Annotated in this window: 19 protein-coding genes, 1 rRNA gene and 1 pseudogene; 7 read left to right on the plus strand and 14 right to left on the minus strand. The window is 72.5% G+C overall.

Features of this window, described 5'->3' with window-relative positions; genetic code table 11:
- A 16S ribosomal RNA gene (locus ACFVYL_RS31450) occupies positions 1 to 84 on the minus strand; the annotation flags it as partial.
- Positions 85 to 987: 903 nt separating this feature from the next.
- On the opposite strand from ACFVYL_RS31450, the gene trpS reads away from it, so the two are divergent.
- Positions 988 to 1,998: a tryptophan--tRNA ligase gene (gene trpS, locus ACFVYL_RS31455; protein WP_389721977.1), complete on the plus strand. Its 1,011-nt coding sequence runs from the start codon at positions 988 to 990 to the stop codon at positions 1,996 to 1,998.
- Positions 1,999 to 2,058: 60 nt separating this feature from the next.
- Here trpS and proC read toward each other — a convergent pair whose 3' ends face one another.
- From proC to ACFVYL_RS31475, 4 genes are all read right to left on the minus strand, one after another.
- On the minus strand, positions 2,059 to 2,883 hold the full coding sequence (gene proC, locus ACFVYL_RS31460; protein WP_389721979.1) for a pyrroline-5-carboxylate reductase: 825 nt from the start codon (positions 2,881 to 2,883) through the stop codon (positions 2,059 to 2,061).
- A gap of 104 nt (positions 2,884 to 2,987) precedes the next feature.
- Positions 2,988 to 3,725, minus strand: a complete 738-nt coding sequence (locus tag ACFVYL_RS31465) for an ABC transporter permease (protein ID WP_389721981.1) — start codon at positions 3,723 to 3,725, stop codon at positions 2,988 to 2,990.
- A complete protein-coding gene (locus ACFVYL_RS31470) occupies positions 3,722 to 4,600 on the minus strand; it encodes an ABC transporter ATP-binding protein (protein WP_389722093.1) in 879 nt (292 codons plus the stop codon). Before ACFVYL_RS31470 ends, ACFVYL_RS31465 begins: the two co-directional genes overlap by 4 nt.
- Before the next feature lie 326 nt (positions 4,601 to 4,926).
- Positions 4,927 to 5,433, minus strand: a complete 507-nt coding sequence (locus ACFVYL_RS31475; protein WP_389722095.1) for an EamA/RhaT family transporter — start codon at positions 5,431 to 5,433, stop codon at positions 4,927 to 4,929.
- A 319-nt stretch (positions 5,434 to 5,752) separates the two neighbouring features.
- Between ACFVYL_RS31475 and ACFVYL_RS31480 the strand changes: the two genes are divergently transcribed.
- Positions 5,753 to 8,008 (plus strand): protein kinase, encoded by a 2,256-nt coding sequence (locus ACFVYL_RS31480; RefSeq protein ID WP_389721983.1) that lies wholly within the window; start codon positions 5,753 to 5,755, stop codon positions 8,006 to 8,008.
- 84 nt (positions 8,009 to 8,092) lie between these two features.
- Here ACFVYL_RS31480 and ACFVYL_RS31485 read toward each other — a convergent pair whose 3' ends face one another.
- The 5 genes from ACFVYL_RS31485 to ACFVYL_RS31505 form a co-directional block, all read right to left on the minus strand.
- The gene (locus ACFVYL_RS31485; RefSeq protein WP_389722097.1) at positions 8,093 to 8,380 is read right to left on the minus strand and encodes an SH3 domain-containing protein; all 288 of its coding nucleotides are present in this window, start codon (positions 8,378 to 8,380) and stop codon (positions 8,093 to 8,095) included.
- 146 nt (positions 8,381 to 8,526) lie between these two features.
- Complete coding sequence (ilvD, locus tag ACFVYL_RS31490; RefSeq protein WP_389721985.1) at positions 8,527 to 10,380, minus strand: dihydroxy-acid dehydratase; 1,854 nt, start codon at positions 10,378 to 10,380, stop codon at positions 8,527 to 8,529.
- A 163-nt stretch (positions 10,381 to 10,543) separates the two neighbouring features.
- A complete protein-coding gene (locus ACFVYL_RS31495; protein ID WP_389721987.1) occupies positions 10,544 to 11,176 on the minus strand; it encodes a TetR family transcriptional regulator in 633 nt (210 codons plus the stop codon).
- Positions 11,173 to 11,997, minus strand: a complete 825-nt coding sequence (locus ACFVYL_RS31500) for a sugar phosphate isomerase/epimerase family protein (protein ID WP_389721989.1) — start codon at positions 11,995 to 11,997, stop codon at positions 11,173 to 11,175. The genes ACFVYL_RS31495 and ACFVYL_RS31500 overlap by 4 nt, the downstream gene beginning before the upstream one ends.
- 150 nt (positions 11,998 to 12,147) lie before the next feature.
- Positions 12,148 to 13,080, minus strand: coding sequence for a Ppx/GppA family phosphatase (locus ACFVYL_RS31505; protein ID WP_389721991.1), 933 nt, complete (start codon positions 13,078 to 13,080; stop codon positions 12,148 to 12,150).
- 71 nt (positions 13,081 to 13,151) lie between these two features.
- Here ACFVYL_RS31505 and ACFVYL_RS31510 point away from each other — a divergent pair, with 71 nt between their 5' ends.
- Entirely contained in the window at positions 13,152 to 14,093 is a 942-nt protein-coding gene (locus ACFVYL_RS31510) for a hypothetical protein (RefSeq protein WP_389721993.1), read from the plus strand.
- Positions 14,094 to 14,154: 61 nt separating this feature from the next.
- Here the strand turns inward: ACFVYL_RS31510 and ACFVYL_RS31515 are convergent, their stop codons facing one another.
- The gene (locus ACFVYL_RS31515; protein ID WP_389721995.1) at positions 14,155 to 15,984 is read right to left on the minus strand and encodes a hypothetical protein; all 1,830 of its coding nucleotides are present in this window, start codon (positions 15,982 to 15,984) and stop codon (positions 14,155 to 14,157) included.
- A 210-nt stretch (positions 15,985 to 16,194) separates the two neighbouring features.
- On the opposite strand from ACFVYL_RS31515, the gene radA reads away from it, so the two are divergent.
- Both radA and disA read left to right on the plus strand, forming a co-directional pair.
- Complete coding sequence (gene radA, locus ACFVYL_RS31520; RefSeq protein ID WP_389721997.1) at positions 16,195 to 17,604, plus strand: DNA repair protein RadA; 1,410 nt, start codon at positions 16,195 to 16,197, stop codon at positions 17,602 to 17,604.
- Between the two features lie 102 nt (positions 17,605 to 17,706).
- A complete protein-coding gene (gene disA / locus ACFVYL_RS31525) occupies positions 17,707 to 18,831 on the plus strand; it encodes a DNA integrity scanning diadenylate cyclase DisA (protein WP_389721999.1) in 1,125 nt (374 codons plus the stop codon).
- A gap of 150 nt (positions 18,832 to 18,981) precedes the next feature.
- Here the strand turns inward: disA and ACFVYL_RS31530 are convergent, their stop codons facing one another.
- Positions 18,982 to 19,821, minus strand: coding sequence for a hypothetical protein (locus ACFVYL_RS31530; RefSeq protein ID WP_389722000.1), 840 nt, complete (start codon positions 19,819 to 19,821; stop codon positions 18,982 to 18,984).
- Between the two features lie 215 nt (positions 19,822 to 20,036).
- On the opposite strand from ACFVYL_RS31530, the gene ACFVYL_RS31535 reads away from it, so the two are divergent.
- Positions 20,037 to 20,804 carry a phosphatase PAP2 family protein gene (locus tag ACFVYL_RS31535; RefSeq protein ID WP_389722002.1) on the plus strand — a complete coding sequence of 256 codons (768 nt, stop codon included), beginning with the start codon at positions 20,037 to 20,039 and terminating at the stop codon, positions 20,802 to 20,804.
- A 49-nt stretch (positions 20,805 to 20,853) separates the two neighbouring features.
- Here the strand turns inward: ACFVYL_RS31535 and ACFVYL_RS31540 are convergent, their stop codons facing one another.
- Both ACFVYL_RS31540 and ACFVYL_RS31545 read right to left on the minus strand, forming a co-directional pair.
- The gene (locus tag ACFVYL_RS31540) at positions 20,854 to 21,570 is read right to left on the minus strand and encodes a response regulator (RefSeq protein WP_389722099.1); all 717 of its coding nucleotides are present in this window, start codon (positions 21,568 to 21,570) and stop codon (positions 20,854 to 20,856) included.
- Positions 21,571 to 22,572: 1,002 nt separating this feature from the next.
- Positions 22,573 to 23,190: pseudogene (locus tag ACFVYL_RS31545) on the minus strand (histidine kinase dimerization/phosphoacceptor domain-containing protein); the annotation flags it as partial.
- On the opposite strand from ACFVYL_RS31545, the gene ACFVYL_RS31550 reads away from it, so the two are divergent.
- Positions 23,168 to 24,163 carry an A/G-specific adenine glycosylase gene (locus ACFVYL_RS31550; protein ID WP_389722004.1) on the plus strand — a complete coding sequence of 332 codons (996 nt, stop codon included), beginning with the start codon at positions 23,168 to 23,170 and terminating at the stop codon, positions 24,161 to 24,163. The pseudogene ACFVYL_RS31545 and the gene ACFVYL_RS31550 sit on opposite strands and share 23 nt — an antisense overlap.
- The last annotated feature ends 283 nt before the right edge of the window (positions 24,164 to 24,446 follow it).

The following is a 24,446-nucleotide window of genomic DNA, read 5'->3' on the forward strand; positions in this document are numbered from 1 at the left end:
CCCCGGAGGGCTTCATCGTTCGACTTGCATGTGTTAAGCACGCCGCCAGCGTTCGTCCTGAGCCAGGATCAAACTCTCCGTGAATGTTTTCCCGTGATCGGGATGAACACCACGAGAGCGGAACGGTCGGGAGGAATAATCCCGGCCGTTCACAGCGTCCTCGCTGTGTCGCCTGCACGAAACCCGAAGGCCGTACAGGACTTTTTCAAAGGAACCTCCAACTCGCCGAAGTGAGTCGGGGTATCAACATATCTGGCGTTGACTTTTGGCACGCTGTTGAGTTCTCAAGGAACGGACGCTTCCTTTGTACTCACCCTTGCGGGCTTTCCTCCGGGCGCTTCCCTTCGGTGTTTCTTTTTGTTCTTCGTTCTTGCGTTTCCGACTCTATCAGACTCTTTCGTGTCCGACTTCCTCGGTGCCTTTCCGGTTCCCGCTCCGGCCTTTCGGCTTTCGCGTTTCCCTTTCCGACGTTTCCGACTCTATCAGATCCTTTCGGGCCTGACTCCCAGTCGAAGTGGGGTTGTCTTCGCGGCTGTTGGGCCGTTCCGACGAGTGAGACTTTAGCGGAATCCTGGCTCCCGACCTAATCGGGGGCGTCCTTTCGAACGCCGATTCCTCATTTCGCAAATACGCATGAAGACGAATCGAAGGCGAGTCCCAGAAGGGCGCACGACGTCGATCGCTTGAATGGTTCTTGCGGAATGGCCGCCCGGGGACCGACCAAGTGGTCGACGCTCACGTCGGGCAACTCGGAGAACAGTACGTAGCGGCCCCAGGCGTGTCAACTCCAGGACAGCGCCCCTTGAGAGGTCTACTCTGGAGGACGTGACTACACGTGCGTACGCCCAACTGTGGTGGGCCGCCTGAGGGCGGCCGTACATACGCATGTACTCAACGGCCGCCGCCTCGGCGGCCGTTCTTGTTTCTCCCCCTGGAGGACCTGGAGCCCGGCGGCCGGGCCGACGGTCCTGACCAGGAGGCGGAGAGATGACGAGGATCTTCAGCGGGGTCAAGCCCACCGGGCATCTGACCCTGGGCAACTATCTGGGAGCCATCCGGCAGTGGGCCGAGGTCGACCAGTACCGGGCCGACGCCCTGTTCAGCATCGTCGACCTGCACGCCCTGACCGTGGAGCACGATCCAGGGCGGGTACGCAGGCTCAGTCGGCAGGCGGCGACGCTGCTGCTCGCGTCCGGGATCGACCCGGAGCGGGCCACCGTCTTCGCCCAGAGTCATGTGGACGAGCACGCCCGGCTCTCGTATCTCCTCGAATGCGTCGCGACGGACGGCGAGATGCGCCGGATGATCCAGTACAAGGAGAAGTCCGTCCTTGAGCAGGCGCGGGGCGGGAGCGTGCGGCTGTCGCTCCTCACCTATCCCGTGCTGATGGCGGCGGACATCCTGGCGTACGGCGCCGACGAGGTACCGGTCGGCGATGACCAGACCCAGCACGTCGAGCTGACGCGGGACCTGGCGGTGCGGTTCAACCAGCGCTACGGCCAGACGTTCGTGGTGCCGCGGGCCACGCCGCCCAAGGTGGCGGCGCGGGTCATGGACCTGCAGGACCCGACGTCGAAGATGGGCAAGTCCCACGAGGCCGGGGCCGGGATCATCTACTTGCTCGACGAGCCGGAGGTCGTACGCAAGAAGATCCTGCGGGCCGTCACGGACAGCGGGAACGACGTCGCGTTCGACCGGGCTGCCAAGCCGGGGGTATCGAACCTGCTGGAGATCCTCGCGGCTTGCCAAGGTGGGAACCCCGAAGCCTTGAGCAGTGCGTACGAGTCGTACGGAGCACTGAAGAAGGACACCGCCGAGGCCGTGGTGGAGCTGCTCAGGCCCGTACAGGAGCGGCACAAAGAACTGGTGGCGGACCCCACGTACTTGGACGAGGTGTTGCGGCGTGGCGCTGAGCGGGCCAGGGGGATGGCCAAGCCGACGGTGGACGGCGCCTATCGGGCGATCGGGCTGCTGCCGCCGGCGGGAGAGGTGCGTTAGGCGCTCACGTCCGGGCGACGGGCGACGGCCCGGACGCCCGGACGTCGGGCGGAGGGCGGGTCAGGTGTTGCTGCCGGAGGCGAGTTCGCGGCTGCGGTCGCGGGCCGCTTCCAGGGCCGCGATGAGGGCCGCGCGCACCCCGTGGTTCTCCAGTTCACGGATCGCGTTGATCGTCGTGCCCGCGGGGGACGTGACGTTCTCGCGGAGCTTCACCGGGTGCTCGCCGCTGTCGCGGAGCATGACGGACGCGCCGATCGCCGCCTGGACGATCAGGTCGTGGGCCTTGTCGCGGGGCAGGCCGAGGAGGATGCCCGCGTCCGTCATGGCCTCGACGAGGAAGTAGAAGTAGGCGGGGCCCGAGCCGGACAGGGCGGTGCAGGCGTCCTGCTGGGTCTCGGGGACCCGGAGCGTCTTGCCGACCGCGCCGAAGATGGCCTCCGCGTGCGCCAGCGCGTCGCCCGAGGCGTGGCTGCCGGCGGAGATGACGGACATGCCCTCGTCGACGAGGACGGGGGTGTTCGGCATGACGCGGACGACCGGCGTGCGCTCGGGGAGGCGCTCTTCGATGAAGGCGGTGGTGATCCCGGCGGCGGCGCTGATGATCAGGTGGTCGGGGGTGACGTGCGGGGCGAGTTCGTCGAGCAGCTTCGCCATGTCCTGCGGCTTGCAGGCGAGGATCAGGGTGTCGGCCTGCTTGGCGGCGTCGGCGTTGCTGACGGGGGTGACGCCGTAGCGGGTGCGGAGTTCGTCGGCGCGTTCCTGGCGGCGGGTGGTGACCAGCAGGTCCGTGGCCGCCCAGCCGCCGCGGATCATGCCGCTGAGCAGGGCTTCACCGATCTTTCCGGTGCCGAGTACGGCGACTTTCTGGCGCGTGTTGCTGCTCATGAGCGGTGGCCTCCGGGGTTGCGTCGTCCGAGGGCCATCCTCGCATTGGGGCGTCGGCGGCAGCGGCCCTGTCCGGTGGGCGGAACAGGGGGGAGCCGGGGGGGTCAGGCCGTGCGGCGGCGCAGGGTGGCCGCGCCGAGGCCGAGGACCAGGACGGCGCAGGCGGCGACGATGACGGCGTCGCGGAGGAAGTCGCCGGTGATCTCGGGGTGGTGGAGGACTTCGTTCATGCCGTCGACGGCGTACGACATGGGGAGGACGTTGGAGATCCACTCCAGGGCGGGCTGCATCCGGTCGCGCGGCGTGAACAGGCCGCAGAGCAGGAGCTGGGGGAAGATCACGGCCGGCATGAACTGGACGGCCTGGAATTCGGAGGCGGCGAAGGCCGAGACGAAGAGTCCGAGCGCGGTGCCGAGGAGGGCGTCGAGCAGGGCGACAAGGAGCAGCAGCCAGGCGGAGCCGGTGACGTCCAGGCCGAGGACCCACAGGGCGAGACCCGTGGCGAGGGTCGACTGGACGACTGCCACGGTTCCGAAGGCGAGGGCGTAGCCGGCGATGAGGTCGCCCTTGCCGAGGGGCATGGCGAGGAGGCGTTCGAGGGTGCCGGAGGTGCGTTCGCGGAGGGTGGCGATCGAGGTCACCAGGAACATCGTGATGAGCGGGAAGATCCCGAGGAGTGAGGCGCCGATGGAGTCGAAGGTCTGCGGGCTGCCGTCGAACACGTAGCGCAGGAGGAGCAGCATCACGCACGGGACCAGGATCATCAGCGCGATGGAGCGCACGTCGTGGCGGAGCTGGCGCAGGACGCGGGCGGCGGTGGCGAGGGTGCGGTAGGCGTTCATCGGGGGCTGCTTCCTGGCGGGGCCGGTCGGTCGGCGTCGTCGGCCGCTCGGTCGGCGTCGTCCCGGGCATCGGCGCCGGTGGCGGCGGTCGGGGTGTCCGTGGCGGCCGCTTCGTCCACGAGGTGGAGGAAGGCCGCTTCGACCGTTTCGGAGTGGGTGCGGGTGCGCAGGGCGTCGGGGGTGTCGTCCGCGAGCAGCTCGCCCTCGCGCATGAGGAGGAGGCGGTGGCAGCGTTCCGCCTCGTCCATGACGTGGGAGGAGACGAGGAGTGTGGCGCCGCGGTCGGCGGCGATGGTGTGGAAGAGGTCCCACAGGTCGCGGCGCAGCACGGGGTCGAGGCCGACGGTCGGTTCGTCGAGCACGAGGAGTTCGGGGGTGCCGAGGAGGGCGACGCCGAGGGAGACGCGGCTGCGCTGGCCGCCGGAGAGGTTGCCGGCCAGGGAGTCGGCGTGCGAGGTGAGGGCGACGTCGTCGAGGACGCGGGTGACGCGGTCGTGGCGGCGCTCGGCGGCGGCGCCCGGGCCGGGGTCGAGGACGGCCGCGAAGTAGTCGAGGTTCTGGCGGACGGTCAGGTCGTCGTAGACGGACGGGTCCTGGGTGACGTACCCGATGCGGGAGCGGAGGGCGGGGGCTCCCGCGGGGTGGTCGAGGACCTTCAGGACGCCGGTGACCTTGGCCTGGGTGCCGACGATCGCGCGCATGAGCGTGGACTTGCCGCAGCCGGAGGGGCCGAGGAGGCCGGTGATCTGGCCTCGGGGGACGGTGAAGTCGAGGCCGCGCAGGACGGTGCGGGGGCCTCGTACCGCGGTCAGGTTCTCGGCCAGGACGGCCGGGCTGGCGTCGGGGTCGGTCGGGCTCGCGCCGGGGCCGGTCAAGCTCGCGTCGGGGTCGGCCGGGCTTTCGGCCTGCGTGGGGCGGCTCGCGGCGGGCTCCGCCGGGCTCGCCGACCGGGCGGAGTGGCTCGTGTCCGGCCGGGAGGCGGCCGCCCCGGTGGTGTCCGTCGCGCCCTCGGTGCGGTCCGCGTGCGCCGAGGGCCGGGGCGCCGGGGCCTCGGGCCTGGCTGTCGGACCTCGTTTATTCATCACGTGAGGAATACTCCTCCCGCCGCCGAGGCCCGTCAAGGCGGGGGTGTCCGCGCCCACGTCCACCACGTGTGCGCCCGGCCCGGAGCTCGCGTCCGGGAATCCGGACCCCTGCGGCCTCAGCGCTTCCGCTTCTTCTTGCGGGAAGGGTTGCCGGTGCGGCGCGCCGTGCGCTTCGCGTACTGCTCGCGGGCCGCCTCGTACTCCTCGCGGTGCAGCTTCTCGCCCGGGGCTTCCTTCAGGGAGCGGAGGAAGTAGGCGAGGAGGCTGCCGACGAAGCCGATCGTCATCAGGCCGCGCGTCGAGGCCTGCGACGCCGCGTCGTGGCGGCGGGAGAAGCCGTCCCAGGCGCGGCGGAAGGCGATGGCACTGCAGATCGCGAACATGACGACGACGAGCAGGTTCACGAACTGGCCGACCGCCGCGATGGCCAGGCCCTCGTAGGCGAAGCGCAGGACGAAGCAGCCGACGACCGCGGCGAGCAGCGAGCCGACGGCGACGCCGGCGCGGCGGGCGCCGTAGCCGCCGTCGTGGGCGACCCAGGTCGTGCCGAAGAAGCGGATGGGTTCGGGCCGCGGCCCGGGGGCGGTGCCGGACGGAGCGGAGGCGTCCGCCGGGCCGGAGATACCGGAGATACCGGCGGTACCGGAGGTGTCGGAGGTGCCGGTGGTGCCGGGGAGACCGGCCGTGTCGGTGGAGGGGCCGTGGGTGCCGGGTTCGTCGCTCACCGTTTGATTATCGCCTGCCGTTGGTTACCGCCTGCCGGGCCGGTGAATGCCGTCTGCCGGGCCGGTGATTACCGCCTGCCGGGCCGGGCGGGCACGCAACGCAGGCACGCCCTATTCGTCCCCCTCCTTGCCAGGCCGCACCGCCCGGCGACTAGTTTGGACGGCGGAAGACGTAACAGGGGTACGTAACAGGGGTACACGGGAGAGGCCGGTGGGCATGACGCTCCGCGGAGGAGACCCGGAAGAGATCGGCGGTTATCCGCTGGAGGCACGCCTCGGTTCCGGCGGCATGGGCACGGTGTTCCTGGCGCGCACGGCTTCGGGCCGCCCCGTCGCGATCAAGCTGATCCACCGGCAGTTCGCGGACGACGAGGAGTTCCGGATCCGCTTCCGGCAGGAGGTGGCCGCCGCCCGCCGGGTCAGCGGCGCCTTCACCGCGGCCGTGATCGACGCCGATCCCGAGGCCGAGCACCCCTGGATGGCCACGGCGTTCATCGAGGGACACACCCTCGCACAGCACATCGCCGAGATGGGCCCTATCGGCGGCGCCGAGCTGCGCAGACTGGCCATCGGTCTGACGGAGGCGCTGCGCGACATCCACCGCGTCGGCGTCGTGCACCGCGACCTCAAACCGTCCAACGTGGTCCTCTCCCCCGAAGGCCCGCGCGTCATCGACTTCGGGATCTCGCGCGCGGCGGACCAGCAGACGCTCACGATGACGGGCCGAGTGATCGGCACTCCGCCGTTCATGTCGCCGGAGCAGCTCCAGGCGCCGCGCGGGGTCGGGCCGCGCTCCGACGTGTTCTCGCTGGGCACGCTGCTGGTCTACGCGGCGACGGGGCAGGGCCCCTTCGACGCGGACAGCCCGTACATGACCGCCTATCAGGTGGTGCACGAACCGCCGTCGTTGGGGCAGGTGCCGCAGGCGCTGCGCGCGGTGGTCGAGCCGTGCCTCACCAAGGACCCGGACGAGCGCCCCTCGGCGGACGAACTCCTCGTACGGCTACGGGATCTCCCCTACGACCTGGGGGGCACGGCGGGACCCGCCCTCACACCGCGCAGCATCCGCGAGACGGACACGCAGCACCATGCGCCGACGGACGATGACACCCCGGTGCCCGCCGCCGCGGCGTCCCCGAAGCCCGCGCGACCCGAGTCCGATTCCGGGACCTTGATCGGTGCCCGGCTGCGCCGGCGGTGGCGTCCTGTGCTGGCGGCCGCCGTGGCGGTGGCCGCCATCGGCGGCGGTGTCGCGGTGGTGCGGGCCGGTGGCTCGGACGGGCCGGGCGGCGCCGACGACAAGGGCCGCGACATCGCGGCGGCCGGGGCGCGGCTGCCGGGCGGCTTCAAGCCGTGGCACAAGACCGTGCGGGGCGGCCGGCCGGACATTCCGGACGAGCTGCGCTGCGTGGCGCGCGGTGACGCGCTGTTCTGCGGGGGCGGCGGCGTCGTCGCGACCCGCCTCAGGCTCTCCGACGGCTCCCGCGTCTGGACGGAGAAGAGCCCCGGCGTGCCCGTGCAGGGCATGCACCTGGTGGGCGCGACCGGCGACACCGTGCTCGGCTACCGCTTCGCGGCCGAGGACGCGCCGGGCGGCCCCGCGACCGAAGTCGTCGCCATCGACGCCGACAAGGGCGATGAGCTGTGGTCGGTGCCGTCCGGCGCGCAGTCCACGGCCGTGACGGGACGTACGCAGGACGCCGTGGTGATCGACTCGACCGTGGTGACGGTCGACGCGTCGAACACCCGCTTCGAGGCCCGGCGGGCACACAGCGGAGGGGTGGCCTGGAAGCAGCCGTTCCCCTCGGGTGCGCAGTGCGCCCCGGTTCCCGCGGGCCCCCGCCTGTACGCGATGTGCGCGCCGCGCGGCGAGGTGTCCGGCAGCGCGGTGCGCCACCCGTCCCTGCACGTGGTCGACCTCTCCTCCGGGCGGCTCGGCAAGGCCGTCCCGGTCAAGGGCCCCGCCATGCCGGTCGGCACCGCGGGCGGCGACCTCGTACTCCTGCACCAGCGCAGGGAAGGGTTCGAGTCGGTGGGGTACGACGGGGTGACGCGGGTGGACCGGGACACGCGCGAGGTCACGTACTCCCGGCTGCCGAAGACGTACGACGGGACGCCCGGCCTCGCGGACGGCACCGTCTTCGTGAGCGGGCAGACCGGGCTCGTCTCGGCGTTCGACCCGGCGACGGGCCGGAAGAAGTGGTCGCGGCAGACCGGCGTGGAAGGCGTGTCGGGGCCGGTGGCCGGGGACGGCGACGGGGTGCTTTACCTCAGCTCGGCCAGCGGCCGGGTCGTCTCGCTCTCCTCGCGCAAGGGCGAGCTCCTCGGGACGACCGACCCGCGGGCCGAGGGCCTTGCGGGCGAGACGAACGCCAGCTCGCGCGTGAGCGTCACCGGGAGCGTGGTGGTCGTGGCGGCCGCCCGGAACACGGTGTTCGCCTACGACGCGACGAAGCCGCCGAAGTCCGGCTGAACGCGGGGCTCCGGCGGCCTCGGCCCGCCCGGTCCGTGACACAGACCGCGCGAGCCGTGAGCCCGTATCTCGGTAGGTCCGGTCTCAGCAGCGCGGTGCCACGTACCCGTCGCTGCCCGTGCGGACGTACGTGTCCGAGATGTAGCGGCCGCTGCCGATCCGGTCCCAGATCTTCGACGTGCCGGTCGGGCCCGTGACCGTCTCGCCGGGCTTCTGGCAGGCGATGGAGACGAGGGTACCGGCGGACAGGCGGCCGACCTTGCCGTACGAAGTGCCGGGGCCCGAGCGGACGTTGACGTCCGCGGCGAGCGGGTAGGTCCTGGCGGCCAGGGCCTCGACGGCCTGGCCCGCCGTCATGGCGCCGCCCGTCATGGCGCCGCCCGTCATGGGCTCGTCGGCGACTTCGGGTGTGATGACGTTCTCGCTCACAGTGCTCTCCCCCGTACACAGCGGCGCGGACGCGCCTTGGCGTGTTCCTCACACCAAGGACGCGCCCGCGCCCCAAAAGGTTTCGGCTCTCAGCCGAGCCGCGACACGTCCCGGACCGCACCCTTGTCGGCGCTCGTCGCCATCGCCGCGTACGCGCGCAGGGCGGCGGAGACCTTGCGCTCGCGGGCCTTGGGTGCGTACACGCCGCCCAGGGCCTCCCGGCGGGCGGTCAGCTCCTCCTCGGGGACGAGGAGTTCGATCGAGCGGGCCGGGATGTCGATGCGGATCCGGTCGCCGTCCTCGACCAGCGCGATCGTGCCGCCGGAGGCCGCCTCGGGTGAGGCGTGGCCGATCGACAGACCCGACGTGCCGCCGGAGAAGCGGCCGTCGGTGACCAGGGCGCAGGTCTTGCCGAGACCGCGGCCCTTCAGGAAGGAGGTGGGGTAGAGCATCTCCTGCATGCCGGGGCCGCCCTTGGGGCCCTCGTAGCGGATGACCACCACGTCGCCTTCCTTGACGACCTTGTTGAGGATCTTCTCGACGGCCTCTTCCTGCGAGTCGCAGACGACCGCGGGGCCCTCGAAGGTCCAGATCGACTCGTCGACGCCCGCGGTCTTCACGACGCAGCCGTCCTCGGCGATGTTGCCCTTGAGGACGCCGAGGCCGCCGTCCTTGGAGTACGCGTGGGCGACGTCGCGGATGCAGCCGCCCGCGGCGTCCGTGTCGAGGGTGTCCCAGCGCTCGGACTGCGAGAACGCCTCGGCGGAGCGGCGGCAGCCGGGGGCCGCGTGCCACAGCTCGACGGCTTCCTCCGAGGCGGAGCCGGAGCGGATGTCCCAGGCGTCCAGCCACTCCTTGATGGAGGGCGAGTGGACGGTGTGCACGTCCTCGTTGAGGAGGCCGCCGCGGTACAGCTCGCCGAGGAGCGCGGGGATGCCGCCGGCGCGGTGCACGTCCTCCATGTAGTACGTGGTCGTGGGCGCGGCGTTCGGCGCGACCTTGGCCAGGCACGGGACGCGGCGCGAGACGGCGTCGATGTCGCCCAGGTCGTAGTCGACCTCGGCCTCACGGGCCGCGGCGAGCAGGTGCAGGATCGTGTTCGTCGAGCCGCCCATGGCGATGTCGAGGGCCATGGCGTTCTCGAAGGCGGCGTGGGTGGCGATGTTGCGCGGCAGGACGGAGGCGTCGTCGCCTTCGTAGTGGCGCTTGGTGATCTCGACGACCGTGGCGCCCGCGCGCTCGTACAGCTCCTTGCGGGCGGTGTGCGTGGCGAGCACCGAGCCGTTGCCCGGCAGGGAGAGGCCGATGGCCTCGGTCAGGCAGTTCATCGAGTTGGCGGTGAACATGCCGGAACAGGAGCCGCAGGTCGGGCAGGCGTTCTCCTCGATGCGGAGGATGTCCTCGTCCGAGATGCTCTCGTCCACGGCGTCGCTGATCGCGTTGACCAGGTCGAGCTTGCGGACCGTGCCGTCGACGAGGGTGGCCTTGCCGGCCTCCATCGGGCCGCCGGAGACGAACACCGTCGGGATGTTGAGGCGGAGCGCCGCCATCAGCATGCCGGGGGTGATCTTGTCGCAGTTGGAGATGCAGATCAGGGCGTCGGCGCAGTGCGCCTCCACCATGTACTCCACGGAGTCCGCGATCAGGTCGCGGGAGGGCAGGGAGTACAGCATGCCGCCGTGGCCCATCGCGATGCCGTCGTCCACGGCGATCGTGTTGAACTCGCGGGGGATGCCGCCGGCCTCGCGGATCGCTTCGGAGACGATGCGGCCGACGGGCTGCAGGTGGGTGTGGCCGGGCACGAACTCCGTGAAGGAGTTGGCCACGGCGATGATCGGCTTCCGCCCGATGTCGGCCCCGGGTACACCGGAGGCGCGCATCAGGGCGCGGGCGCCCGCCATGTTGCGGCCGTGGGTGACTGTGCGGGACCTGAGCTCGGGCATCGTCGCTCGCTCCTTCAGGAAATCGGCGATCTACGGAGAGACAAGACTGCTGTCGAGCGTACGCCGCCGCTCCAGGATCTGGACAGGCTGTCCGGATGCCGGGACGCCCGTCTCGGTGCGCGACCGTGTTCCGGGTGCCCTCTCCGGATTACGTGCCCGGGGCTCACGCCCCGGTCAGATGCCCCTGCACCACCGGAGCCACCCGCGCCACGATCTGCTCCGCGTCCGCCGACGCCAGCGGCTCGGCCTTGATCACGTACCGCAGCATGGCGATGCCGACCAGCTGCGCGGCGGCGAGCTCGGCCCGCAGCTCCGCGTCCGGCACATCGAGGCGGTCGGCGATGCGCCCGAGGAGCTGGGCGGCGATGAGGCGGCGGAAGACCGCGGCGGCCGTTTCGTTGTTCATCGCCGAGCGCACGATGGCGAGCAGCGGGGCGCGTGTCGCGGGGTTCTCCCAGACGCCGAGGACGAAGCGGGTCAGGCGCTCGCCGACCCCGTCGAGCGGGCCGTCATCGATCGCGGCGGGCGCCTGAAGGGCGGGCGCGAAGGCGATCGTGATGGCCGCCTCGAAAACCTGCTCCTTCGTACCGAAGTAGTGGTGTACGAGGGCCGGGTCGACTCCGGCGGCCTTGGCGATGCCGCGCACGGACGACTTCTCGTACCCGCGTTCGGAGAACTCCTCGCGGGCCGCCCGCAGGATCTGGTCGCGCGTCGCGGGTGCGGTCTCCGACTGCGTACGGGACGGGCGTCCGCGGCGGCGCGGAGCGGTCGCCTCCGGCTGCGCGCCACGGGTCATGAGCGGGGCACCCGCACGGCCGACGCCAGGTGCAGCCGCGTGTAGGCGAGCGCTTCGGCGAGGTCGGCCTCGCGTTCGGCGCTGGACATCGCGCGCCGGGTGTTGACCTCGATGACGACGTGCCCGTCGAAGCCGGTGGCCGCCAAGCGCTCCAGGAGCTCGGCGCACGGCTGGTTGCCGCGGCCCGGGACGAGGTGCTCGTCCTTGGCCGAGCCCTTGCCGTCGGCGAGGTGGACGTGGCCGAGCCGGTCGCCCATGCGGTCGATCATCTCCATCGCGTCCGTGCGGGCGGTCGCGGTGTGCGAGAGGTCGACGGTGAAGTGGCGGTAGTCGTCCTTGGTGACGTCCCAGTCGGGGGCGTAGGCGAGCATCTCGCGGTCGCGGTAGCGCCAGGGGTACATGTTCTCCACCGCGAACCGGACGTCCGTCTCGTCGGCCATCCGCCAGATTCCGTCGACGAAGTCGCGCGCGTACTGCCGCTGCCAGCGGAAGGGCGGGTGCACGACGACGGTCGAGGCGTCCAGCTTTTCGGCGGCGGCCTTCGCGCGCTGCAGCTTGACCCAGGGGTCCGTGGACCAGACGCGCTGCGTGATGAGGAGGCAGGGCGCGTGGACGGCGAGGATCGGGATCCGGTGGTAGTCGCTCAGTCTGCGCAGCGCCTCGATGTCCTGGCTGACCGGGTCGGTCCAGACCATGACCTCGACGCCGTCGTACCCCAGGCGCGCGGCGATCTCGAAGGCCGTCGCCGTCGACTCCGGATAGACCGAGGCCGTCGACAGGGCGACCTTCGCATCCGGGATGCGCACCACTGGTTCTGCCACGAAGGACAGCGTACGGGCCCGGTCGGGGCGCCGGGGAGGTGGCCTCGTACCGCCCTGGGTACCGCCCCGGGGACCGCCCTGGTCGGGCCCCCTTCCGGCGGGGCGGGCGGCATCCGGCTCGGCACGCTCAGCACCCATGCGACCGCCCGCTCACGGCGCCGGAAGGTGGTCGAGCCTGCGCAGGATCACGCCCTCGCGCAGTGCCCACGGGCAGATCTCCACGGTCTCGACCCCGAAGAGGTCCATCGCGCCCTCCGCGACGAGCGCCCCCGCGAGCAGCTGCCCGGCCCGCCCCTCGGAGACGCCGGGCAGCTCCGAGCGTTCCGCCGTGGTCATCGCGGCGAGCTGCGGAACCCAGTCCTCCAGGGACCTCCGCTTCAGCTCCCGCTGTACGTAGAGGCCCTCGGCCGAGCGGGCGGCCCCCGCGAGCCGGGCGAGCTGCTTGAACGTCTTCGACGTCGCCACGATGTGGTCGGGGGCGCCGAAGCGGGCGAACTCGCCCACCGTGCGGGCGATCTGGGCGCGCACATGCCGCCGCAGCGCCTTCACGTCGGAGGCCTCCGGCGGGTCGGACCGCAGCCAGGCGGCGGTGAGGCGGCCGGCGCCGAGCGGCAGGCTGGCCGCGGCGTCCGGCTCCTCGTCCAGGCCGTACGCGATCTCCAGCGAGCCGCCGCCGATGTCGAGGACGAGGAGCTTGCCCGCGGACCAGCCGAACCAGCGCCGGGCGGCCAGAAAGGTCAGCCGGGCCTCCTCCTCGCCGGACAGGACCTGCAGATCGACGCCGGTCTCGTCCTTGACGCGGGCGAGCACCGCGTCGGCGTTGCTCGCCTCGCGCACGGCGGACGTGGCGAACGGCAGCACTTCCTCCACGCCCTTGTCCTCGGCGGCCTCCATCGCCTCGCGGACGACGGCCACCAGGCGGTCGACGCCCTCGGGGCCGATCGCCCCCGCCGGGTCGAGGAGTTGGGCCAGGCGCAGGTCGGCCTTGTGCGAGTGTGCGGGCAGCGGGCGCGCACCGGGATGGGCGTCGACCACGAGCAGATGCACCGTGTTCGACCCCACGTCGAGGACACCGAGTCTCATGGACGGAACGCTACGCCGCGTGGGGCGTTCGGCTGGCCCCGGGCGGTCGGCCGCCCGCATACCCTGGAGACGTGCCAAAGACGAAAAAGGCGAAGACCGACAAATCGAAGTCGGGGAAGTCGTCGACCAAGCAGGCCGCGTCGGAGAAGCCGACGAAGCAGGGAAAGCCACAGAAGGCGGAGAAGCCGGGCAAGTCGGGAACGCCTGCCAAACTGCCCAAGCAGGGCAAGTCCGGCGCTCCGGAGCCGGACGAGAAGGGTCTCGACTTCGCCCGCGCCTGGGTGGAGTTCCCCGATCCCGCGGACGACGAGCAGGTCTTCCGCTGCGATCTGACCTGGCTGACCTCTCGGTGGAACTGCATCTTCGGAAGCGGCTGCCAGGGGATCCAGGCGGGCCGTGCCGACGACGGCTGCTGCACCCTGGGGGCCCATTTCTCGGACGAGGACGACGAGAAGCGGGTCGCCGGGTACGTCGAGCGGCTCACGCCCGACATCTGGCAGCACCACGACGTGGGCCGGGAGACCGGCTGGGTCGCCACGGACGAGGACGGCGACCGCCAGACCCGTCCGTACAACGGCTCGTGCATCTTCCAGAACCGCCCCGGCTTCGCGGGCGGCGCCGGGTGCTCGCTGCACATCCTGGCGCTCAAGGAGGGCCGCGAGCCGCTGGAGACCAAGCCGGACGTCTGCTGGCAGCTGCCGGTGCGGCGGACCTACGACTGGATCGACCGGCCCGACGACACGCGCGTCCTGCAGGTGTCGATCGGCGAGTACGACCGGCGGGGCTGGGGTCCCGGCGGCCACGACCTGCACTGGTGGTGCACGTCGGCGACGTCGGCGCACGGCGCGGGCGACCCGGTGTACGTCTCCTACCGCCCCGAACTGATCGAGCTGATGGGCAGGGAGGGGTACGACCGGCTCGTGGAGCTGTGCGAGGAACGGCTCGCCTCCCAGCTGCCGCTGCTGGCGCCGCATCCGGCGGATCCGGTGGGTCGTCCCGCGGATTCCCGGTGATCCGTCGGCAGTGAGCCGGGTGCCCGGCGGGCGGGCCGCGGCCGGTTGTCCGGCGCGGCACTCAGCTCGGGCTCGGCCCGCCGTCGCCCGGCGGTGACGAGTCCCCCGGGTCCGAGGGCGTGGGCGTCGGGTCCGGGGGCGTCGGCGTGGGCTCGGGGTCGGACGGCCCCGGGTCGGACGGGCCGGGGTCCGAGGGGCCCGGGTCGGACGGATGCGGGTGGGACGGGCCCGGGTCGGTGGGCTTCGGCCGCGGCCCCGGTCCGGGGCCCGGTCCCGGGCGGCCCGGAGGGCGCCCGTCCCCGTACCCGTCGATCGAGATGACCGCTCCGGAAGGAGCGATGGAGACCCGCGCCCTCCAATGTCCCGCCGGTTCGCGGGCATGGTCGACGTACACCTGGATGGTGACCGACTCGCCCGCCGCGAGCGTCCCCGAGGAGCGGCTCAGATAGAGCCAGTACGCGCCCTCGCTCGCCGACCAGTGCACCGGTGAGCTGCCGGACGCCGTCAGCGTGATGAGTGTCGTGTTGCCGCTGGGCCGCGCCTCCACCGTGAGGCGCCCCGGTCCGGTCGAACGGGACGACGACCCGCCGCTGATGACCTCTACGGAGACGTCGGGTGAGCGGCTGCCCGCGGTGAAGCGGGGTTCGGGGCCCTTGCGGGCGTTGCCCGCGTTCTCGTAGCCGTCCCGCGCGCGGTCACTGCCGAGGCCTCCGGCGCCGTCCTCGCTCGCGGTGATCGAACGGCCGTCGTGGCCCTCGCCGGTGAGCGGCGCCCCCCGGTAGGCGGCCCAGAGGGCGAGCACGGGGGCGGCCACCACGGTGGCGACGACCGTCGTCGTGACGGCACGCGCGCGGAAGCGGTCGCGGCGGGCGGCGTGGTCCTTGGGGTCCATCGGGAAGCCGCGCCGGTCGTAGCGCGGAGCGCCGCCCCGCGCGCGCGGGACATGCGCCATCGCCACGTGGAGGGCGGCGCGCGGGGCCGCGACGACGGGGAGCGCGGCCGGGCTGACGGCCGTGCCCGGCCAGGTGCTCGAACCGGCGCGCTCGGCGGTACGGCGGCAGCGCGGGCAGTCGTCGACGTGCCGGACGAGCTCGCGGCGCAGGGCGGTGCCGAGCAGCAGCTGGTTGTCGCCGGTGAGGCGGGCCACGATCGGGCAGCTGCCGGTCTCCACGACGGCGAGCGCGGCGCGGGTGCGCTCCACCTCGCAGGCGGCGGAGGCGAGCAGGCCGCGGGCCTTGGTGAGGTCCATGCCGAGGACGGCGGCGACCTCGGCAGGGGTGAGCTGGTGGCGCACGGCGAGTTCGAGGGCCTCGCGCTGCTCCGGGGTGGTGCCTGCGGCCTCCGGCCAGGCAAGCAGCGCCAGCTCACGACGGCGCTGCCGCGCGGTCTCTTCCGACGCTTCCGACTGTTCCGGGGAGGGGGTGGTGGGGACGCCCGGTGCGGGGGTGCCGTCTGGTGCAGAGGTGCCGCTCGATGCGGAGGTGCCGCCCGGTGCTGAGGCGGCACTCGGTGCTGAGGCGTGCTTCGCGGGTGCCGGTTTTCCGGAGCCCTGCGCGTGGCGCCCCTCCCCGCTGCGTTTGGCCGCGGCCAGCCGACGCAGGCACACCCAGCGGGCGAGGGCGTAGAGCCAGGCCTTGAGGTCGCCCTCGGCTTCGGGGCCGCGCGTCCCGCGGCGCTCGGCGAGATGCAGCACGTCCCCCAGGGCCGCGGTCGCCGCGTCGTGATCGCAGAGGACGGACAGGCAGTACGTGAACAGGCCGTCCAGGCACGGCTCGTAGCGCGCGGGCAGCGCGGTCCGGGGCGCCGGGCGGGGCACCACGCGCTTGCGCGCGTCTCGGTGCGCCCGGTGTGCGCCGGTTGCGTTCGTGGGAGTTTCCGGCCTGCTGCTCATCACCCGTGCGAAGTTATGCGGATGATGCAGCTCCCTTCTTCCCTCTTGAGCACATTTAATCCTTACGGGTGAACAGATCCCTCAAAAGGGGACAGGAACTCTCGATTCCGTGGCCTGGTCTCGTACGCGGGGGAGCGCGACGTGCGCCGAGGCGTGGGCGGGACCGGGCGCCGGGCCGCGTTGTCAGTGGGCTCGGTTACGGTTCCGACCATGGCTGCCCGTACGAAATCCACCAAGGACCGGCCCTCCTACCGCTGCACGGAGTGCGGTTGGCAGACGGCCAAGTGGCTCGGCCGCTGCCCCGAGTGCCAGGCCTGGGGGACGGTCGAGGAGTACGGCGCGCCCGCGGTCCGCACCACCGCCCCCGGCCGGGTCACCTCGTCCGCCGTCCCCATCGGCGACGTCGACGTCCGCCGGGCCACCGCGCGCTCCACCTGCGTGCCCGAGCTGGACCGGGTGCTCGGCGGCGGCCTCGTCCCCGGCGCCGTGGTGCTGCTCGCGGGCGAACCGGGCGTGGGCAAGTCCACCCTCCTCCTCGACGTCGCGGCCAAGGCGGCGAGCGAGGAGCACCGCACGCTCTATGTGACCGGCGAGGAGTCGGCGAGCCAGGTCCGGCTGCGCGCCGACCGCATCGGCGCGATCGACGACCACCTGTACCTGGCGGCGGAGACCGATCTGTCCGCCGTCCTCGGCCACTTGGACGCCGTCAAGCCCTCGCTCCTGATCCTCGACTCCGTCCAGACGGTCGCCTCGCCCGAGATCGACGGCGCGCCCGGTGGCATGGCGCAGGTCCGCGAGGTCGCGGGCGCGCTGATCCGCGCCTCCAAGGAGCGCGGCATGGCCACCCTCCTGGTCGGCCACGTCACCAAGGACGGCGCCATCGCGGGCCCCCGCCTCCTGGAGCATCTCGTCGACGTGGTCCTGCAGTTCGAGGGCGACCGGCACGCGCGCCTGCGCCTCGTCCGCGGCGTCAAGAACCGGTACGGGACGACGGACGAGGTCGGCTGCTTCGAACTGCACGACGAGGGCATCACCGGACTCGCCGACCCCAGCGGCCTCTTCCTCACCCGCCGCGCCGAGCCCGTCCCCGGCACCTGCCTGACCGTCACCCTCGAAGGCCGCCGCCCGCTGGTCGTCGAGGTCCAGGCGCTCACCGTCGACTCGCAGATCCCGAGCCCCCGGCGCACCACCTCCGGTCTGGAGACCTCCCGCGTCTCGATGATGCTGGCCGTCCTGGAGCAGCGCGGCCGGATCACGGCCCTCGGCAAGCGCGACATCTACAGCGCGACGGTCGGCGGCGTGAAGCTCTCCGAACCCGCCGCGGACCTCGCCGTCGCCCTCGCCCTGGCCAGCGCCGCCAGCGACACTCCCCTGCCCAAGAACCTCGTCGCGATCGGCGAAGTAGGCCTCGCGGGCGAGGTCAGACGGGTCACCGGCGTCCAGCGCAGACTGGCCGAGGCGCACCGGCTGGGCTTCACCCACGCCCTCGTACCGACCGACCCCGGCAGGATCCCCGCCGGTATGAAGGTCATCGAAGTCGCCGACATGGGGGACGCCCTGCGTGTCCTTCCGACGTCCCGTCGCCGAGAGGCCCCACGAGAGGAGGAAGAGCGCCGGTAGACTTTGCCCTGGTCTCGCCCATCCGTACGAAGCTGCGTATGCGGCTCCGTGCGAAACAAGGTGCCGGCAGAGGCTTGGACAACCTGCGACCGAGGGAGTGCAGTGGCAGCCAACGACCGGGCAGCGGTTCCCGGCAAGCCGGGTTCAAGCTCCGGTGCCGATGGGCTGATGCGCGCCACCCTGAGCGCCGTCGCGCCCGGCATGGCACTGCGCGACGGACTCGAACGCATCCTCCGCGGCAACACCGGCGGCCTGATCGTCCTCGGCTGGGACAAGACCGTCGAGTCGATGTGTACGGGCGGCTTCATCCTGGACGTCGAGTTCACGGCGACGCGCCTGCGCGAGCTCTGCAAGCTCGACGGCGGCATCGTCCTCGACAAGGACATCACCAAGATCCTGCGCGCGGGCGTGCAGCTCGTGCCGGACCCGACGATCCCCACGGAGGAGACCGGCACGCGGCACCGCACCGCGGACCGGGTGAGCAAGCAGGTCGGCTTCCCCGTCGTCTCGGTCTCCCAGTCGATGCGCCTGATCGCGCTCTACGTGGACGGGCAGCGGCGCGTCCTGGAGGACTCCGCGGCGATCCTGTCCCGCGCCAACCAGGCCCTCGCCACCCTGGAGCGGTACAAGCTCCGCCTCGACGAGGTCGCGGGCACGCTCTCCGCGCTGGAGATCGAGGACCTCGTGACGGTGCGGGACGTCACCGCTGTCGCCCAGCGCCTCGAAATGGTGCGGCGCATCGCCACGGAGATCGCCGAGTACGTGGTCGAGCTCGGCACGGACGGGCGTCTCCTCGCCCTCCAGCTGGACGAGTTGATCGCCGGCGTCGAGCCCGAGCGCGAGCTGGTCGTCCGGGACTACGTGCCCGAGCCCACGGCCAAGCGGTCCCGCACGGTCGACGAAGCGCTGACCGAGCTGGACTCCCTCACCCACGCGGAGCTCCTCGAACTCCCCACGGTGGCGCGCGCCCTGGGCTACACGGGCTCGCCCGAGGCGCTGGACTCCGCGGTCTCCCCGCGGGGCTTCCGCCTCCTCGCCAAGGTCCCCCGCCTCCCCGGCGCGATCATCGACCGCCTCGTCGAACACTTCGGCGGCCTGCAGAAGCTGCTCGCCGCCAGCGTGGACGACCTCCAGACGGTGGACGGCGTCGGCGAGGCGCGGGCGCGGAGCGTACGGGAGGGGCTTTCGCGGCTGGCGGAGTCTTCGATCCTGGAGCGGTACGTCTAGCCTCCGGCGAGGGGGCGGGGCCGGAGTACGGGCCTTCTTTTCCGCGCCCGGAGATCAGGACTCGTCCTGCTCCGGATCACTGCGGCCCGCCGCTCCGCGGCGGTTTTCCCACCCGCCCGCCCTCATTGCGCCCGGCGCGAGCGCTGCGGGTCAGTCCTTCTTGAGGACGAAGGACGTGCGGGCCGTCCCAAGCCCCGGAGCCTTCGCCTCGACGAGGTACGTACCCGCCCCCGCCACTCCCGCCGAAGGCGTGGCGCACTGCTCCTCGCTGGCCCGTCGGTCCCACCGCACCGAGTGCGTGACCCGTCCGTCCGCCGGCACGCGCAGCAACAGGCTTCCGTTGCCGGACGGGCAGTCGGCCGAGGACCAGAACGCGTCGTCGTCCGCTGCCTGAGTGATCGTCAGCACGGTTCCCTTGCCGCCGAGATCGACCTTGCAGGCCTTGCCGCCACTGTTCTCGGCGATCAGCTCGAACTTCGGCTTCTCGCCGATCGCGTACGTGTTCTTGACGCTGCGCACCTTCAACTTCACGGCGCCGCTGGTGCAGTTGGGCAGCCGCGAACCGGCCGGCAGCCGGTCACCCGAGCCGCCGCCACCGCCGCCACCGCCCTTGGCGTCGTCACCGGAACCGCCGCCCGACGACCCCTCAGAGCCGCCGGAACCACCGGAGCCGCCGCCCGAACCGCCGGAGCCGCCCGAACCCGAGCCGCCGGAACCGCCCGAGCCGGAGCCGGAGCCCTCGCTCGACTCGTCCCGTCCGCCCGGGTGTTCACTGATCGCGGGCCCCGAATCGGTGGGGCCGGGAGTGATGGACGTGGCGGGTCCGTTGCCGCCCGGCCCGTCGGCGTCGTTCCTGCCGCCTCCGCCACCGGAGGTGACGATCCAGACGACAAGGAGCACCAGCAGGCCGAGTACGGACAGCAGAACGGCCCTCCGACGCCAGTAGATGGTGGAGGGAAGCGGCCCGACCGGATTGCGCAGAGATCCCACGCCCAAACCTTACGAGAGATCCGGTGCTTCTCCTGCCCCACCCGCCGCCTTGAGCGACAAAGTTTGCGGATCATCATCCTGGAACCGGGCGTGAACCCGTCCGGACCGCCTCCCGGGCCCTCTTTCGCGCCCGGTCCCCCTGTCGATCGGCAGGGTCTGTGACGGATCGATCGCCAGGTGTGACGATTCGGCCCCACTCCGTACCGTCCGCAATCATGGACACCATGACGGACGACCTCTACCGCGACATCACCGACTTCGCCCACGACACACCGTCGTGGTTCCAGCACCTCGCCGAGGTGTGGACGGAGCTCGGCCTGCTGCTCTTCGGCGTGCTCTTCATCGTCGCCTGGTGGCGCGCCCGGCGCGGGGAGCCCCGTGCTCTGGCGATCGCGGTGCTCGCTCCCCTCGCCACCGCGGTGGCGTACGTGGGCAGCGAGTTGGCCAAGTCCGCCATCGACGAGGAACGCCCCTGCCGGGCGGTGTCCGGCGCCCTGACTCCGCTCGTCCAGTGCCCGCCGCACGGCGACTGGTCCTTCCCCAGCAACCACTCGACGATCGCGGGCGCCGCCGCCGTCGGCCTCGCGCTCGCGTGGCCGCGGATCGCGGCGCTGACCGTGCCGATGGCCGTGCTCATGGCCTTCTCACGGGTCTTCGTCGGTGTGCACTACCCGCACGACGTGGTGGTGGGTCTGCTGTTCGGAGCGGTGGTCGTGTTCGTGCTCGTACGGGTCTCCACGCGTGCGGTGGCGCGGGTCACTCTGGCGATGCGCGGGTCGTCCACGGGGATCGTGAAGTGGTTCGCGGGCCCGGGCCCCTTCCGCGCCGCTGCCCCGGCCCCCGCCTCCGCCCCGTACAGCGCTCCGGCTCCGGCTCCAGCTCCGGCTCATGAACGGGCCGCGTACGAACCGACCGCGTACGACCCGGCCGCCTACGACCAGCCGACGATGTCCTTCCGCCGCGACGACTCGCACCCGCGCTGACCCCGCCACTGACCCCGCCGCGGGGCCTCTCCGGTCAGTCCGTCTCCGGTCAGTCCGTCTCCGGGACGAGCCCCGCTTCGTACGCGACGACCGTCGCCTGAACGCGGTTCTTGACCCCGAGCCGGTCGAGGACCGCGCTCACGTACGCCTTGACCGTGCCTTCCATGAGACGCAGCCGGGCCGCGATCTCCGGGTTGGACAGGCCCGCCCCGACCAGGCCGAGCACTTCGCGCTCGCGCGGGGCGAGGCTCCCGACGCGGGCCCGCGCTTCGGCGCCGCGGCCCATGCGCCGGGCGCCGAAGCCGTCGATGACGTGCCGGGCGACCTTGGGCGAGAGGAACGCGGCACCGCCCGCCACCGCGCGTACGCCCGCTATGAGTTCGTGCGGATCCCCGGACTTCAGCAGGAAACCGGTGGCCCCGCCGCTCAGGGCGCGCGCGATGTACGCGTCCTCGGAGAACGTCGTCAGCATCGCGACCGCCGTACCGGGGGCCGTGCGGACGATCTCCTCCCCCGCGGCGAGGCCGTCGAGGCGGGGCATACGGATGTCGAGCAGTGCCACGTCGGGGCGGTGGGCCTGCGCAAGGGACACCGCCTCGCGCCCGTCGCCGGCCTCCGCGACGACCTCGATGTCCCGGCCCGCGGCGAGGATGGCGCGTACGCCCGCGCGGATCATGGCCTCGTCGTCCGCCAGCAGGACACGGATGGCAGGTGGCGCCGTGCCGCCCCCACCCCCGCCCCCGCCCCCGCCCCTGGCCGTACCCATACCCGTATCCGTATCCGTATCCGTATCCGTATCCGTATCCATGTCCGTGTTCATGCTCATGCTCACCGTGCTCGGTCCCTGCCCTTCTCGTCGGTCTCGCCCACCGTGGGGATGACGGCCTTGTCCACGAGGCGGTCGTCGTTCTTGGTGCCGTCCGTGCCGAAGCAGAGCCTGAAGTGCGTCACGGCGGTGAAGAGTTCGCCGCTCGCGCGGTAGTACGCGCAGTCGGCGGCCGGGGGCGGCGGGGTCGGGGCGCGCTCCAGCGGCGGGTCGGCGACGGTCCGGTCCGGCAGCACGCGCTCCGCGTCGGCGCGGCTCTCGCCGACGCGCAGGCGCGCGTAGTCGGCGGGGGTGAGGACGGAGTGCGTCCGCGCCGGGCGTACGCGAGGCGGGTCCCGGCGGGCGGGGGCGGCACGGGGCGGTTCTCCCGGCCGGGAGGCGGGCCGTGACCCGGAAACCGTGACCGTAGGGGCCCGCGTCGAGAGTGCCGCCCACATCCGTGACGTGGCTGTGCAGGGCGCGCAGGCCCGAGCCGCCGCCGGACGTGGGCGCGGGCGGCACGGGCGCGGGCGGTACGGGCGCGGGCGGTACGGGCGCGGGCGGTACGGGCGCGGGCGGTACGGGTCCGGGCAGCCCCTGGGGGCGTGAACCCTCCTTGCGGGGGCGGCCGTTGGTGACCGTGACCGTCGTCGCGCCGTCGTCGCGCGTCACCGTCACGGCGACGTGGGCGCCCGGGGCGTGTCTTGCGGCGTTCGTGAGAGCTTCCCGGACGGTGCGGTGGACCGTGGCGCGGGTCGCGTCGTCGCGGTGCGTCGCCTCGCCCTGTGTGCGGTGGTGACGCTCGTCGTCGGCGTACGTGATGTCCAGGCCCGACTCCGCCGCGCGGGCCACGAGTGCGCCGACGCTCTCGCCCGCCGGGGCCAGCGGCGCCTGTTCGTCGCCCTCATCGCGGAGCAGGCCGATGATCGCGTGCAGCCGGTCCGTGGCCTGCGAGGCGGCGGCACGGAGGTCGGCGGCGGCCTCGCGGTGCGGATCCGGCAGGTCGGGGGCGACCTGGAGGGCGCCCGCCCGTACGGCGATCAGGCTCAGCCCGTGCCCCAGGGAGTCGTGCATGTCCTGGGCGATACGGGCCCGGTCGCGCAGCCGGGCCCGGTCGGCGACGATGCGCTGCTCCCGCTCCAGCTGGTCGGCGCGGGCCCAGCCGACGGCGGCCAGCTCGCGGCCCTGGCGCCAGTAGCGGCCCGCGAGCCAGGGGAAGACCGCGCCGAACACCAGCGTCCCGACGAGGACGAGCCACTCCACGGTCGGGTCGACGTCCCGTACCGCGATCTTGACGGTGCCGGCGAGGGCGATGCCCGCGAAGACGAGCAGCGCGGGGCGCGCGCGGGCCGCACGGCTGCCGCCGCCTCTGCCGATCGTCAGGTCCGTCAGGTCCGTCAGGTCATCGCGAGGGGTCGGACAGCGGCAGCTGGGAGCCGGGAGCTGCTGAAGGGCCGCGTCCGGCGCGGCAGGCGGGTGCGTCGCCCCGTAAAACCCCCGAAGGCAACCGCGCGGTTGTCCCGCGCCCCGGCGGCCCCGTGGCAGGATCGGATGTGCCATGACTGCGCCCACGAAGCCCATGCCGAACGGCCCCGCACCCGGCCCCGGCCCCGTCCCCAGCCCCTCTCACGGCTCCGCTCACGGTCCCGGCCCCGCCTCCGGAGACGTTCCCGAGCCCGCCGGTGAGGCCCTGCACACCCCCGTCATCGCGTGGTTCGACACGCACGCCCGTGATCTGCCGTGGCGTCGTGAGGACGCCGGGCCGTGGGGCGTGATGGTCAGTGAGTTCATGCTCCAGCAGACGCCGGTCAGCCGCGTCCTGCCCGTGTACGAACAGTGGCTGGCCCGCTGGCCCCGCCCCGCCGATCTCGCCAAGGAGGCGCCGGGCGAGGCGGTCCGCGCCTGGGGGAGGCTCGGCTATCCGCGCCGCGCCCTGCGGCTGCACGGCGCCGCCGTCGCCATAACGGAGCGGCACGGCGGCGACGTCCCCGCCCAGCACGGCCAGTTGCTCGCGCTGCCCGGCATCGGGGAGTACACCGCGGCGGCCGTGGCGTCGTTCGCGTACGGGCAGCGGCACGCCGTGCTCGACACGAATGTGCGGCGCGTGTTCGCGCGGGCCGTGACCGGCGTGCAGTATCCGCCGAACGCGACGACGGCGGCCGAGCGCAAGCTCGCCCGCGCCCTGTTGCCGCAGGACGAGCACACCGCGTCCCGCTGGGCGGCCGCCTCGATGGAGCTGGGCGCCCTGGTCTGCACCGCCAAGAACGAGAACTGCGCGCAGTGCCCGATCGCCGCGCAGTGCACCTGGCGCACGGCGGGCAAGCCCGCGCACGAGGGGCCGGCCCGCCGCGGTCAGACGTACGCGGGGACGGACCGGCAGGTGCGGGGCAAGCTGCTCGCCGTGCTGCGCGAGGCCGTGGATCCCGTGCCGCAGGCCACGCTCGACCGGGTGTGGGGCGAGCCCGTGCAGCGGGCCCGCGCGCTGGACGGGCTTGTCGCGGACGGTCTGGTGGAGCCGATGGCGGACGGTCTGTACCGGCTGCCGCTGACCTGACGTCCCTCCGTCCGTCACCGGACGGAGGGCGGCCGCTCCCCTGCTCCGCCGGTCGCCTCCGACCACACGGCCGGGCCGCCTCCGACCGCACGGCTGAGGCGTCGGGGGCCCTGGAAAACGCAGGTATCCACCGGGTTGCGACGACTGTTACACAACCGACGTACAGCCGTGCGCCCGCCGCTGGCTGCTCCGCACAACCTCGTGACAACGCCTCCGTAACTTCATACCCGTACCGCAGAGCAGGGACAGCGGTCGGCATTGGGGATGGAACGGAGGCGGTTTG

The organism is Streptomyces sp. NPDC058308 (assembly GCF_042880275.1).
Taxonomy (GTDB): Bacteria; Actinomycetota; Actinomycetes; order Streptomycetales; family Streptomycetaceae; genus Streptomyces.